This window comes from Microcystis sp. LSC13-02 (assembly GCA_002282935.1).
Taxonomy (GTDB): Bacteria; Cyanobacteriota; Cyanobacteriia; order Cyanobacteriales; family Microcystaceae; genus Microcystis.
In genome coordinates this window covers 1-12,858 of the sequence record MTBT01000190.1, presented here as the reverse complement: position 1 = coordinate 12,858, position 12,858 = coordinate 1, and the positions used below count along the sequence as shown (strand labels likewise).

Genomic DNA, 12,858 nt, shown 5'->3' with positions numbered 1-12,858 from the left:
AACTGATAACTGATAACTGATAACTGATAACTGATAACTGATAACTGATAACTGATAACTGATAACTGATAACTGATAACTGATAACTGATTAAATGCCGTGACTTTTGCCGATAACCCAATGACGACGGAAGAAGCGAGCGAGCGAGGTTTCTTCTAAGGATAAGTAAATCGGTCTTCCGTGGGGACAGGTGCGGGGATTACGGGTATTTTGCCAATCATCGAGTAAATTCTGCATTTCTTTTAAACTTAAAGCTGTACCGTTGCGGATAGCACTCCGGCAAGCGGTAGCAACCTGAGCGGTTTGTAAATCCCCCCCTAAACTTAATTCTAGTAAAGCATCAGCCCGATCCTCGCGTTCTTTTAGTAGAACAGGAATACTACGAATTGCCCAAGAGCGATCGCCAAAACTAGCAATTTCTAATCCTAAACGTTGTAATTGTTCGATTTGTCGAGTAGTTAACTGATTTAAGATGATCGGAGTATCTAACGGCACGATTTCCCAGTTATCCTCTAAACGTTCGTACAAAACCCGCTCATGGGCAATATGTTGTTCGACTAACCATAATCCGTTAGGATGTTCGGCAACTATGTAAGTTTGGTGAATTTGGGCTACTGCCTTTAATTCCAGCCGATTTTTCGGGTATTTCTCCCCTATTGTATAGGTGCTTTTTTCTTCGGCAGCCTTGAGAATTTGACTGACGCGCTGATTTTGCGCTTTTTCGGGTATATGTTCGGGATTTAGTCCTAACGCCTTGTCTATGGCTGAAATTATCTGTTCTTGCCAAAAAATGAGGTTATGCAGGTATATTTCCGCTTTAGCTGGGTGACGATTCCAATCGATCGAACGAGGGTTAAGATGTAGATGGAGAAAACAAACGGGATAGCGATCTTTAGGGACTGTGCGAGCGAAAGCTTCAAATATTGCCTGTTCTAACTCCGATGAGCGCACCATTCGCCCATTAACAGCAATTCTAACCCAATCTGGTTGATGGCGAGAAATGCGATCGGGCAAACCAATGACTAATTCAATTTGAGCAGATTCTGCGTCAGGAGTCGTTAAGTCAAGTTTTAGGGATGCTAAATCGTTAAAATGCAGAGATTTAACTAATTGCGGTAATATTTGACTGGCATCCTTACCCGGACTAATGCGTAACCAATCTTGATGATCTTGAAAAACCTGCCAAGTAATTTGGGGATGACAGAGAGCAAAATTATGAATTAAAGTCTGTATATCCTTTAATTGTTTGTTAATTGAAGGTAAAGCTTGACGACGGACGGGAAAGTTACCAAAGAGATTCTCTACCGTGACGATAGTACCGATAGCTATAGGAATCGTTTCTAAATCATCTGGCTCGCCTTGGTGATTGTAAAGACAATAACAACCTAAATCATCGTCATGGCGACTGGCAACCCGCAGATGCGCCACCTGTGCGATACTGTGCAAAGCTTCACCACGAAATCCGAGACTGGTAATCTGCCAAAGATCGTCCCGTTGGCGGATTTTGCTGGTACTGTGGGCATAGCTACACAGTTGCAAATCTTCTCTAGACATTCCCCTGCCGTTATCCGATACTTGTATTCGCCAGTTTTGGGGAGATATATCGATGCTAATCCTATCTGCCCCCGCATCAATGGCATTTTCGACTAATTCTCGCACCACAGCGCCTAAAGAGTCGATTACCTCTCCTGCGGCAATTAAATCGATTACGTCTTGGGGTAAAACTTGTATGGGCAAGGTCATCAATTAATGGTTTTAGCCAAGGGCAAACTCGGTATATTGTCGCACATGGGGCGCATGGTAAGCTAAAACGATGTCTTGTTTGGGGACTCCCCTAGCTACCAATTTATCAGCGATCGCTGCTGCCGTCCTGCTGCACTCAGATTTTATTATTAATAATATCAACGCGAATTATACAGCCATAAATGCGCGTACTGCTGTCCCTGCAACCCAGGTAAAAGGTATAGGAGAGTAGGTGAGCGCCAAAGCACTGGAGCGGGGAAAAACAATCGATAACTTGGCAGTTAATCACACTATTAAAAATGGATTTGGTGTAAGACGGCCTAAATAAGTCGGTATATAGTTCTGCTCGCTGTCTATGCACTGGAGAAATCCCTCTGGCATTTCTCCAGTGCGGAATGTAGGCTAAAAATTGGCCCGGTCAGGAAATCTTGATGTTAAATTCGCCAAAAATTGCGCTAAGATCGGCTTAATAGAACAGGAAAGGCGATCGAGTGGGATAACCGATCCTGTGGTTTTAGAAGGTGACTGTATAATTGTTAAAGTGTCAATAGATCAATTTCAGAGGAATCATGAGCAATATCCAAGATAAAATTCAAGAAGAGCTAGAAAATGCCAGAGCCGTGTGTAGCACGGAAGGTGCCACCTCTGGTGAATGTGCCGCCGCTTGGGATGCGGTGGAAGAATTACAAGCAGAAGCAGCCCACCAACGTCAAGACCACCCCCAAAAAACCTACTTCGAAAAGTATTGTGATTCTAATCCCGATGCCGCCGAGTGTCGCGTTTATGAAGATTAATGTAGTCCGGCAGCGGTTTTTTCTCTCCTCACAGTAGAATCCTAGCTTTAGGGCGATCTTAAATATAAAAAGATCGCCCCTCGTTTTGTGGTTTGTTGGTCAAGCTTTGGCCGATTTTGGCTCCCGCACCCGAAGACAGTAAAATGTTGACAGTGTAATTATGTCTAAATAGTTTATGAATCAGCTTTGGTTTCGTCCTCTCGTTTGGATAGATTATCGTTTAGCCGTCCTATTTACGGTGATTATCCCGGCAATTTTGTTAATTTGGTCTTTATTTGCAAAAATCGAATCATTGCAGAAATTGTTGATTATCTATTGGCGAGTGGCTAGTCTTTTATTAATTACTGTATATTTAATGATTGCTTCCTGGCCGATTGGTTTTGTCACCAGTTTTTTAGCTAAGATTTTAATCCCGATTTCCCTCTGGTTTTGGGTGGATATTAACGATGAAATTAAAGATTTACCCGCCAGTCCACTTAAATTTGTCACCACTGCTTGGCGTTGGGCAGTAACGATTTATTGTCCTTTGGGCGCGATTTCTACCTTACCTTTTCTCTCCTGTGCTATGTCAGGGGAATTGCTAAATTCTCCCTATTGTCAAGTTTGGCAGGAAGCACCTTGGCAGTTTCGCGAGATTTTTCATTCAGAAGCTACCGCTAATGTTTTGGGCTTTTTTGGTTTAGTTGGTCTCTCTTTTTATACTCTCTATTTTGCCCATTTTCTTCTTATTCGCCTTGGCAAACAGGGACGTTCAGCTTTACAATAGTAGGTCTTTAGCTATCGATAATTAGCCATTTTTCTATGAATATTGGTAAACAACTCGAACAATACACCCTCAAAAATCCCCAAGAGGTTTTATTAGTGACTATTGCTGTGGATGGGGAGGAGGAAGAAATCTCTATTTTTAAAGGTTTTTCTAGTTCCCTTACCCGCAGCACCCCCTACGATCCCGATATTCCGATCATTCCTGAAACTGCTAGAGTTATTAAGATAGCTCGTCTTGCTAGTCCTTATCATCCCCTTAATCCTCGCTATATTCAAGAAAATCTTACCTTAGAGGAAATGCAATCTTTACTGATTAATTGAACCGGTAATTTTGCTTGGATAATATCAGCACCCATCTCGATGGATTTAACAGCTTTTATTGACGATCCATAAACTTTGTCTATCTAGACAAGAGGTAAATTTTGCGGCGTTTTAGTGGTAAAATTACCAAAGTACAATAATCTCTGCCAGTATTCAAGCTGTCAAAGTGGATTTCATCCTCGGTATCGATCGAGAACAATCAAAAAACTTGAGAATAATCGGAGAATCTATGCAACTTAACCCACCTAACCAAGAACTATTACAAATTGAGTATTTAGCTACCTTTACCACCAGTCAAAATATAGTTAAAGATGAGGGAAAAGATGTGATTGAAGGATTAACTAAAACTCCCAAAAGCTTACCATCTAAATATTTTTATGATCGGCAAGGTTCCCAACTTTTTGAAGCAATCTGTCAATTGCCAGAATACTATCCCACTAGGACAGAAGCGGCTATTATTCAAGAATATGCCCAAGAAATTGTCGCCTATACAGGAGCCTGCGAATTGATAGAATTAGGCAGTGGTAGTTCCACTAAAACTCGTCTGTTATTGGACGCTTATTATCGGCAACAAAAATCCTCTAAATATATACCTATCGATGTTAGTGAAACTATTCTCCAAGCTAGTGCCATAGAATTACAAAAAGAATATCCTAATTTACCCATTCAGGGGTTAATTGGAACCTATGAACAGGCCTTAGCCTATTATCAAAACGCTTCCGATAATACCAGAATGATTTTTTTCTTGGGAAGTTCGATCGGTAATTTTTCCGCCGATGAATGTGATAAATTCTTAGCAAAAATTACCACTGTCCTCAAAGCTGGAGATTATTTTTTATTAGGGATTGATCTCCAAAAACCAGCGGCAATTTTAGAAGCAGCTTATAATGATGCACAAGGGGTGACAGCCGCTTTTAATTTAAATATGCTTTCCCATTTAAATTGGCGTTTTCAAGCTGATTTTAACCTTGATTTATTTAGTCATCAAGCTATCTATAATCAAGACAAATCCCAAATTGAAATGTATTTAATTTCTCAAAAAACTCACCCTGTTCATCTCAAAAAACTCGATCTGACAGTTAATTTTCAAGCGGGGGAAGGTCTTTTAACAGAAATCTCCCGTAAATTCAACCTAGAAACTATGCAAAAAGACCTAGAATCAAAGGGATTAAAACCCCTTAGGGTTTTCACCGATCCTGAAAATTTATTCGGGTTAATTCTCTGTCAGTTATCCCTGTAAATAACGAAAACATTACCATCAGTAATAGAGGCATAAAAACATGGAAAAGATTCAAGCACAGGCTCCTATCTCTCTAAAAAACTGTAGTCGAGAAAATATACTCGACTATTTTGAAAATGCTTGGCAATTAGAAGATAGGCTGTTAAAAAGCATCATCAAAGAAGAAGCTTTTTATTGTAACCCTGACGATTTAAGAAATCCCCTCATTTTTTATTTAGGTCATGCTGCCGCTTTTTATCTTAATAAATTGCAGCTGGTTAACCTATTAAAAAAAAGCCCTAATCCTGACTACGAATTATTGTTTGGAGTGGGAGTAGATCCAGGAACTCCCGAAGAATTAAACTCTGCTATCGCCCATATTCAGTGGCCCGAGGTGGCTAAGGTTTGGGAATATCGGCAACAAGTCTATGAAATTGTGGTCGAAATAATTAAAAATATCCCCCTTAATCTTCCTATTCATCCTCAGCATTCTCTCTGGTCATTAATAATGGGAATTGAGCATCAGCGTGTTCACTTTGAAACATCTTCAATGTTACTCAGACAACTGCCCTTAGAGCGTCTGCAACGTCCTCAAGGGTGGCATTATGCCCCTTCTTTTGGTCAAGCTTATCCTAATCAAATGGTGGAGGTTTCTGGGGGAATAGTGGAAATTGGTAAACCCCAAGATTCTCCTATTTATGGTTGGGATAATGAGTATGGTTATCGGCAAGTTCAAGTTAACAATTTTCTGGTGAGTAAATATATGATTACCAACGGAGAATTTAAAGAATTTGTCGATAATGGTGGCTACGAAAATCCCAGTTATTGGGATGAGGAAGCTTGGCAATGGAAAAATCATTATCGAGTCAAACATCCTAAATTTTGGCTGGTAGATGAGCGAGGAAATTATCAATATCGAGCCATGTTTGATGCTCTCGATTTACCTCTTGATTGGCCGGTAGAAGTTAACTATTATGAAGCGATCGCCTACTGTCGTTTTCAAGGACAAGGAATACGTTTAATGACGGAAGCTGAGTGGAATTTAGCCACCTATGGCAGTCAAAAAAATCGATGTTATACCCTAGAAAACGATAACTTTGAGGACTATAACCTCAATTTAAAATTCTGTTCTCCCACTCCCGTGGGAATGTTAAAAAATGCCGGCAATAACTCAGAAATTTATGATTTACGCGGTAACGTCTGGGAATGGCTAGAAGATGATTTTAATCCCTTAACTGACTTTCAACCCCATTACCTCTATGCTGACAATTCCACTCCTTTCTTTAATAGTCAACATAAAATGATGTTAGGAGGAGCTTGGGTGACTAACGGCACAGAAATCCTAGCCTACTATCGCAATTGGTTTCGCCGGAATTTTTATCAACACGCTGGTTTTAGAATCGCACAAAGTCTTTAGGTGGGGTTTTATCGATTTTCAGGTGGTCAATTACCTAATTTTCAGGGAAAAAGTGCCGAAAATTTCCCCGCGATTACACCAATTCAAGAAAAAATTCCTGTAACAGTTGCCCCTCGATCGCTACAATAGAACCTAGTAGAGCGCGGATAAAATCGATCACCATGAATCAACCTGCAATTTTTCATCTCGCTATTCCGATTACCGATGTGTCCAGTGCTAAAAGCTTTTACTGTGATGGTTTAGGTTGTTTAGCGGGAAGAGAAACCGAGAAAGCGATTATCTTAAATTTCTCCGGTCATCAGGTAGTCGCTCACGTTACCGAAATGCCTCTTACTCCCCAAAATAGCATTTATCCTCGCCATTTTGGTCTCATTCTCCCCGCTGCCAGCGATTGGGACAATCTTCTGGTCAAAGCACGGGTCAATCAACTAAAATTTTATCTAGAACCAAAAACTCGCTTTACTGGGGAGATAACCGAGCATAAAACCTTTTTTCTGGAGGATCCTTTCTATAATCTCTTGGAATTTAAACATTATCGCCACTACGAAGCTATTTTTGCCAGTCGGGAATTAACAGCGATCGGCGATCGAGCTTAAAATAAACAACAGGTGACTTTTTTGTAACCGGTTAGTCCTCTCCTCAATCGAGACAAAAATAGGGGAACTTCGCTCAGATTTTCTCATCAAAACTAAAAAAACCTTGGCTGGCAATGATCAATTCTTAGGAAATCTATGAAAAAACTTTTATTGTTAACCCTATTCATTATCGGTCTAGGATTTGCTCTCTTTAACTTTACTGGATTAGCAAATCGGGGCGAATATCAATCAATTTTGATCGACTTTAAAGACGATATACCCGTCAGCGTCCTCGATGAGCAGTTAAATGCTATCAACAAAAAAGCGGGAAAACCCACCAGTTTAAATAGTATCTTTTCCATCGATGAACATCTTTACACTGTCGATGGAGATAGCAAACTCCTGAAAACTCTCCGTAATTCCGACCTAAAAAAATACACCGAATCGATCGAAGCCGATTATATTTATCATGCTTTTATCGCCCCCAATGACCCCGACTATAGTAAACAGTGGAACCTGAGGGGAATTAACATCGAACGTGCTTGGGAAGAAAATCACGGTGAAGGGATCACCGTCGCCGTGATTGATACGGGTGTATCAATAGTTCCCGATCTGCGAGAAACCGAGTTTGTCGAAGGCTACGACTTCGTCAACGATCGCAGCAATGCCGAAGACGATAACGGTCACGGAACCCATGTAGCCGGAACAATTGCCCAATCGACCAATAATAACTACGGGGTGGCCGGCATCGCCTACAAAGCCAAAATTATGCCCCTCAAGGTACTTTCCGGGACGGGTGGGGGAACCGTGGGAGATATTGCCGAAGCGATCCGTTTTGCCGTCGATAATAAAGCCGATGTTATCAATATGAGTTTAGGGGGTGGAGGCGAAACCCAAGTAATGAAAGAGGCGATCGAATATGCCTATAGTAAAGGTGTGGTAATCGTCGCCGCTGCCGGTAATGCCGATGATAATTCCGCCGCCTATCCCGCCCGTTTTCCCCACGTTATCGGCGTTTCTGCGGTAGATGCCTCCGGAAATAAAGCCCCCTATTCTAATTTCGGGGCTGGAATCGATATTGCTGCCCCCGGCGGCTCCGATACGGGTAAAATTGTCCAAGAAACCATCGATCCGGCTAAGGGGGGGGAACCGGCGTTCCTCGGTTTTCAGGGAACCAGCATGGCAGCCCCTCACGTTGCCGGGGTGGTAGCTTTAATCAAGGCTGCGGGAATTAAAGAACCCAATGCAGTTTTAGGGGTTTTGCAGCAGTCGGCCCGTAAGATCAATGATGATCCCTTTAATCATTTTGGGGCCGGACAATTAGACGCGGGCAATGCCCTACAATTGGCCCTGAAAGGAGAGATTACTTTCCGGGATTTTTGGCGTTGGTTGCGCGATAACGGTTATCTCAATCCCCGTTTCTGGATTGATGGCGGCGCGGTGGCGGTTTTGCCCAAAATGGCCATGGTTTTGGGTTCTTATCTCCTCGCTTGGTGGCTGAGAAGTTATTTTCCCTTCTCCTGGAACGGATTTTTGAATGCTGGTCTAATTTTTGGCAGTTCTGGCTTATTTTTCCTCAGAGGTCTTTATATCTTCGATTTACCCCAATGGCCTTTCCGAGTGATGGGGAGTTCTCTTTCCGACCTAGGAGGTGTTATTCAGGGAAGTTCTGCCCTTAATCCGCTTTTTGCCAGTGTTATCCTGCCCTTTGTCCTGATTGCTCTGCTTTTGAGTCATCCCCAAGCAAAATGGTTAGCGGTGGGGGTATCTTTAGCTATGGCGGTGACTTTAGGTATCAGTGCTGTTATCCATCCTACTCTGATCTGGTTAGGTTCCGGTACGATCGCTCAGGCATTTTTGGGACTAAATGCGCTTTTATGTCTCGGTTTAGGTTATTTAGCCCTCAAAAGTGCTAGTTCATCCCGATACGCTTAAACAGGGGTTACAATGGGACAATAAGGGTGATTTACCGATAAAAACCTCTTTGGTTTTGGTATCTTCCTTTGGTTTTGCATTGAGTTCTCCTACAACAGCAGCCTCGGACATTAACCGAGGTTTTTTCTTTATGATGTATGTTAGTTTCTAAGGGTTTTTTGGTAATCTCCAATCCCTATGGCGAAAGTTTCCCCTAATACCCCCTCGAATCATCCAGCTTATCTATTGTCTCTTTTCTAAGGTGTCTATCGTGTCAAATCATAAAATTCTCGTTATCGATGACAGTAAAGTAATCAGGATGCACGTTCGCGATATGTTACCAGAGGGTAACTTTGAATTTCTCGAAGCTAAAGACGGATTAGAGGGTTATAATCTCATCCGTACCGAAACCCCGAATTTGATTATTTTGGACTTGCTTCTCCCGAAAATGAGCGGTTGGGAGGTGTTTCAGCAAATCCAAACCGAAGATAATCTCAAAAGTATCCCCCTAGTGTTAATGTCGGGACGGAAAGAGGAGGTAGTAGAGAAAATCCCCGAACCTTTCCAGTATTTTGCCTTTATTGAGAAGCCTTTCGACCAAAAACAATTGGTACAAGCGATTAAAGAAGCGATGGCTAAGGCCAAACAATATTCCCCCAAACCAAAAGTTTTTAGCCCGAAACTAGAGCAACTCACCGGGGATTATAGCACCGATATTCAGACTCTCCAGTCCCAAATTGCCCAAATGCAAACAGAAATGGAAAATATGAAGAAGCAAATGTCTCAAATAGTGGCTTTTATTAAGAAAAAACTGGCCTAGAACTATTCATCCCGATTTTTGATGACTTGGGCAAGTAGTTATCCTTATCCGGCGGGGCCAATCTCTGGCTAATCTCCTATCCCTTTTAAACAGGATTTAGTATAAGATCAAGTAGTCTTTATTTGGTGAGTGACTAATACTAAATCCGTTGAGTGTAGGCTACTTATAAGGATAGGCAAGAGGCAAGAGGCAAAAGGCACTCATGCAAAAGGAGGAATAGATAATCAGTCTTTAATAACTGGATTTAGTATAAGTTATTAATTAAATGATAACTAATTATGATACTAAATCCGTTGAGTATAGGCTACTTATAAGGATAAGCAGTCATGCAAGAGACACTCATGCAAAAAGAGGAATAGATAATCAGTCTTTAATAACTGGATTTAGTATGAATTGGCAAGAAATAGCAGGTAATTGGGTTTTTCTCCCCCGTCGTCCCCGGGGTATCATTCACTTTTTAGGGGGGGCATTTGTGGCGGCGGCCCCGAATATTACCTATCGTTGGTTATTAGAAAGTCTTGGGAATTCAGGATACGCTATTGTTGCTACTCCCTTTGTTAATACCCTCGATCACACATCGATCGCCCGCACAGTTTTAAACCGTTTTGATAATATTATTGAACGTCTGCGCTGGAATCATAGTCTGCCCCAAGGTTATCTCCCCATCTACGGATTGGGTCACAGTATGGGGTGTAAACTACATTTATTAATCGGTAGTCTCTACGAAGTGGAACGGGCGGGAAATATCCTCATTTCCTTTAATAATTATCCCATTCGTCGAGCTATTCCCTTTATCGAACCTTTGCAAATTGACACCACTTTTAACCTCGAATTTACCCCTTCCCCCGAAGAAACAAACGAGTTAATTTTCCAAGATTATGCCATTCGTCGCAATCTTTTAATCCGTTTTCAAGACGACACGATCGATCAATCTCTGGTCTTAAATCCCCTGCTAAAAAAACGCTTTAATGATTTAATTGCCCTGCGAACTCTCCCGGGCAATCATCTCACTCCCTTGAGTCAAGATGTCAGTTGGCAAACCGGAGAAGTATTTACTCCCCTCGATGCGATCGGCCAATGGTTAAAACAGGGACTTGCCCGGGATAATTCCCGTCTCAAAGATGAGATTCTCCAGTGGTTAAATCCCGTCCTTCCGGCCTCTCGTTAGCTTTCCTCTAGATTAATCCCCATGGCCCGTAATTGCGCCTCTATGCGGGCTAATTTTGCCTCAGCTTCCCGGGCCCGTTGACGTTCCTGTTGGGCTTGCTGTTCGGCGGCATTGGCTCGTTGTTCGGCTAATTCCGCTTTTTGCTTGATTTCTAGGGTGGTCAAAAACCGCGAGCCATCGGGATAAAAAATAGCTAACTGGGGACTCTCCAGTTGAAAACGGATCTGTAGAAGCGGACTCTGCCAATTATCGATCGCAGGAATCATCTCCAATTGACCACCCCTTCGCCACCAACCCTGTAGATAATTAGCATCGGGATCATAGAGATAATATTCCTCTACGCCAAAACGCTGATAAAATTGCCATTTTCGGCGCATTTCCGCTTTAGTGTTGCCCGGAGAGATAATTTCAAAGACCACCTGCGGCGCAATCTGGTTCTCTAACCATTGCTTATAGGAACCTCGATCGCCCTTGGGTCTGCCAAACACCACCATAGCATCCGGCGCTTGACAGATTTTATTATCCCCCTCGACCGGATACCACAACAGATCGCCGGCGATAAACACATGGTCATTGTCTGCGAATAAACATTCGAGATTTTCCTTAATCGTCACAATCCAGCGAAACTGTTTGGTATTATCGGCCATCGGTTTACCATCACTATCAGCATAGATAATCTCCGACTCAGAGAAAGATTGGGCTTTTACCATTGTTCTACTCCCTAGCGTACTAACTATCTAGTATAACATTAAATTCCCTGACGAAAGAGGGCAAAGGCCGAGGTATAACCGTGTAGAAAAGTGCGACCGGCCACTGGCCCGATTTCTCCATTGCCAAAGAAACCGGCGAGGGGAACATTGGCGAAATAACGCTGAAAAAGACCCGAATCAAAGTCGGGTTTTTCGTAGAGATTTTCCCCGCGACCGAGACAGGAAAAGATTAAAGCCCCTAGTACCTCTGAACTATTAGGTTTTTCTTGGGCAAAAGCTTGCAAAAGTAATTCTAAATCTAGGGCGGAAGTGTCAGCATCGCGCAGGTGAAATTGTACCCGCTGCCCCGGACGAACTCGATCGCCAATTGCGATCGCACCTTGACGAGGATCTACTCCCAAAACACTGCGAATTAAGAAATCCCCGGCCTGCAACTGCATTTTAAACTCATCCCTAGCAATACCGATAAAAAGGGAGTTTTGCGCTAATTCTCGGTCTTTTTCCCTCAAGGAGGCAATTAAATCCCGCAGTAGATTTAAAGGTGGTTGCGGAGTCCCATCGGCCTCTTTACCAGTCATGGAGAGGATAATATTGCGTTCTCCCTCACTCACCTGATAAATCGGTCCGATGGGACGACAACCCTGGGCGACGATAGTTTCGACGATAATTTTGCCAGAAAGGGCGATTCCTACGGTTCCCTGACGATAGAGATAGGTATTACGGGGTTTTTGTTGATCGTGGTAGAATAGACCCCCAGAACGTTCAATCATGCCACCACTGACTAAACCGCCGATTTTGGCCGAACTGGGGTAGGCAAAATCCAAACCCTCTAACAGATCATTGATGCGACTGGAAAAAGGATCGGCTAAAAGGATAAATTGGGGATTTTTGGCCGCTTCTACCCCTAATAATTCTGTCCAACTAGAGGGGGAACTGTCGAGATCGGGCATTTCCGCCGCTTCGATATAGAAAGGCTGTACTTCCACATTGGGCAAATGGGCGACGGTGAGACTTAAAGCCGGACTCGCTTCGATTTCTCGGGACTTTTCCCTGTCATCCATGCCGACAATCCCCGCCCCACCGCAGCCGATCAGGACAGGAACGGGGAGTTTATCCAAGATTAAGGGAACTAAACGGGGATAGTCGCTGGCATAGGCAGAAGAAATAAAAATTATGGCTAAATCTGCCGATCCGACTAATTTATCTTGCACTTTTTCCACTACCTCCGTCACCGCCGCTTCTAGGGAGGGACGGGTTGATAGGGCATTAATCCACTCGATGAGATCGCTCATGTTTCTTGACCCCAAATTTGGTCTAAATGTTGACGCTCCCCGCTCTAAAGAGACGGGGATTCTTCGTTCATTGAGTCTCCGTTAGCAAGCAGGATTTCTCCAACCAACCAAGAGGGAACC

General features: G+C 42.9%; 14 protein-coding genes. 10 read left to right on the top strand and 4 right to left on the bottom strand.

The window, feature by feature from the left end; all coding sequences use genetic code 11:
* Positions 1-90: 90 nt before the first annotated feature.
* Positions 91-1,743 carry a DNA mismatch repair endonuclease MutL gene (gene mutL / locus BGL89_RS11340; RefSeq protein WP_286825789.1) on the bottom strand — a complete coding sequence of 551 codons (1,653 nt, stop codon included), beginning with the start codon at positions 1,741-1,743 and terminating at the stop codon, positions 91-93.
* A 12-nt stretch (positions 1,744-1,755) separates the two neighbouring features.
* A complete protein-coding gene (locus BGL89_RS21260) occupies positions 1,756-1,845 on the bottom strand; it encodes an element excision factor XisI family protein (RefSeq protein ID WP_353743926.1) in 90 nt (29 codons plus the stop codon).
* Between BGL89_RS21260 and BGL89_RS11335 the strand changes: the two genes are divergently transcribed.
* The 10 genes from BGL89_RS11335 (at position 1,814) to BGL89_RS11290 (ending at position 10,736) form a co-directional block, all read left to right on the top strand.
* Positions 1,814-1,975 carry a hypothetical protein gene (locus BGL89_RS11335; RefSeq protein ID WP_286825788.1) on the top strand — a complete coding sequence of 54 codons (162 nt, stop codon included), beginning with the start codon at positions 1,814-1,816 and terminating at the stop codon, positions 1,973-1,975. The genes BGL89_RS21260 and BGL89_RS11335 overlap by 32 nt on opposite strands.
* Positions 1,976-2,312: 337 nt before the next feature.
* Positions 2,313-2,537: a Calvin cycle protein CP12 gene (locus tag BGL89_RS11330; protein ID WP_286825787.1), complete on the top strand. Its 225-nt coding sequence runs from the start codon at positions 2,313-2,315 to the stop codon at positions 2,535-2,537.
* A gap of 175 nt (positions 2,538-2,712) precedes the next feature.
* Positions 2,713-3,303: a DUF3177 family protein gene (locus tag BGL89_RS11325; protein WP_286825786.1), complete on the top strand. Its 591-nt coding sequence runs from the start codon at positions 2,713-2,715 to the stop codon at positions 3,301-3,303.
* Between the two features lie 35 nt (positions 3,304-3,338).
* Positions 3,339-3,623: a DUF7734 family protein gene (locus BGL89_RS11320; RefSeq protein WP_286825785.1), complete on the top strand. Its 285-nt coding sequence runs from the start codon at positions 3,339-3,341 to the stop codon at positions 3,621-3,623.
* A 229-nt stretch (positions 3,624-3,852) separates the two neighbouring features.
* Positions 3,853-4,863 carry an L-histidine N(alpha)-methyltransferase gene (gene egtD, locus BGL89_RS11315; RefSeq protein ID WP_286825794.1) on the top strand — a complete coding sequence of 337 codons (1,011 nt, stop codon included), beginning with the start codon at positions 3,853-3,855 and terminating at the stop codon, positions 4,861-4,863.
* Between the two features lie 40 nt (positions 4,864-4,903).
* Entirely contained in the window at positions 4,904-6,259 is a 1,356-nt protein-coding gene (ovoA, locus tag BGL89_RS11310) for a 5-histidylcysteine sulfoxide synthase (RefSeq protein ID WP_286825784.1), read from the top strand.
* Between the two features lie 161 nt (positions 6,260-6,420).
* Positions 6,421-6,855, top strand: a complete 435-nt coding sequence (locus tag BGL89_RS11305; protein WP_286825783.1) for a VOC family protein — start codon at positions 6,421-6,423, stop codon at positions 6,853-6,855.
* A 135-nt stretch (positions 6,856-6,990) separates the two neighbouring features.
* Positions 6,991-8,769, top strand: coding sequence for a S8 family peptidase (locus tag BGL89_RS11300; RefSeq protein ID WP_286825782.1), 1,779 nt, complete (start codon positions 6,991-6,993; stop codon positions 8,767-8,769).
* A gap of 250 nt (positions 8,770-9,019) precedes the next feature.
* Positions 9,020-9,568: a response regulator gene (locus BGL89_RS11295; protein ID WP_286825781.1), complete on the top strand. Its 549-nt coding sequence runs from the start codon at positions 9,020-9,022 to the stop codon at positions 9,566-9,568.
* Positions 9,569-9,956: 388 nt separating this feature from the next.
* Entirely contained in the window at positions 9,957-10,736 is a 780-nt protein-coding gene (locus tag BGL89_RS11290) for a DUF1350 family protein (RefSeq protein ID WP_286825780.1), read from the top strand.
* Here BGL89_RS11290 and BGL89_RS11285 read toward each other — a convergent pair.
* Both BGL89_RS11285 and BGL89_RS11280 read right to left on the bottom strand, forming a co-directional pair.
* Positions 10,733-11,446 carry a Uma2 family endonuclease gene (locus BGL89_RS11285; protein ID WP_286825779.1) on the bottom strand — a complete coding sequence of 238 codons (714 nt, stop codon included), beginning with the start codon at positions 11,444-11,446 and terminating at the stop codon, positions 10,733-10,735. The two genes, BGL89_RS11290 and BGL89_RS11285, sit on opposite strands and share 4 nt — an antisense overlap.
* 38 nt (positions 11,447-11,484) lie before the next feature.
* Positions 11,485-12,738: an FIST signal transduction protein gene (locus BGL89_RS11280; RefSeq protein WP_286825778.1), complete on the bottom strand. Its 1,254-nt coding sequence runs from the start codon at positions 12,736-12,738 to the stop codon at positions 11,485-11,487.
* Positions 12,739-12,858: the final 120 nt, after the last annotated feature.

Bases quoted from the DNA above. Each gene is read 5' to 3' on its own strand.
- egtD (WP_286825794.1), top strand. From the start codon at position 3,853: ATGCAACTTAACCCACCTAACCAAGAACTATTACAAATTGAGTATTTA.
- BGL89_RS11300 (WP_286825782.1), top strand. From the start codon at position 6,991: ATGAAAAAACTTTTATTGTTAACCCTATTCATTATCGGTCTAGGATTT.
- BGL89_RS11285 (WP_286825779.1), bottom strand. From the start codon at position 11,446: ATGGTAAAAGCCCAATCTTTCTCTGAGTCGGAGATTATCTATGCTGAT.
- BGL89_RS11280 (WP_286825778.1), bottom strand. From the start codon at position 12,738: ATGAGCGATCTCATCGAGTGGATTAATGCCCTATCAACCCGTCCCTCC.
- BGL89_RS11320 (WP_286825785.1), top strand. From the start codon at position 3,339: ATGAATATTGGTAAACAACTCGAACAATACACCCTCAAAAATCCCCAA.
- ovoA (WP_286825784.1), top strand. From the start codon at position 4,904: ATGGAAAAGATTCAAGCACAGGCTCCTATCTCTCTAAAAAACTGTAGT.
- BGL89_RS11290 (WP_286825780.1), top strand. From the start codon at position 9,957: ATGAATTGGCAAGAAATAGCAGGTAATTGGGTTTTTCTCCCCCGTCGT.
- mutL (WP_286825789.1), bottom strand. From the start codon at position 1,743: ATGACCTTGCCCATACAAGTTTTACCCCAAGACGTAATCGATTTAATT.
- BGL89_RS11325 (WP_286825786.1), top strand. From the start codon at position 2,713: ATGAATCAGCTTTGGTTTCGTCCTCTCGTTTGGATAGATTATCGTTTA.
- BGL89_RS11335 (WP_286825788.1), top strand. From the start codon at position 1,814: ATGTCTTGTTTGGGGACTCCCCTAGCTACCAATTTATCAGCGATCGCT.
- BGL89_RS11305 (WP_286825783.1), top strand. From the start codon at position 6,421: ATGAATCAACCTGCAATTTTTCATCTCGCTATTCCGATTACCGATGTG.
- BGL89_RS11330 (WP_286825787.1), top strand. From the start codon at position 2,313: ATGAGCAATATCCAAGATAAAATTCAAGAAGAGCTAGAAAATGCCAGA.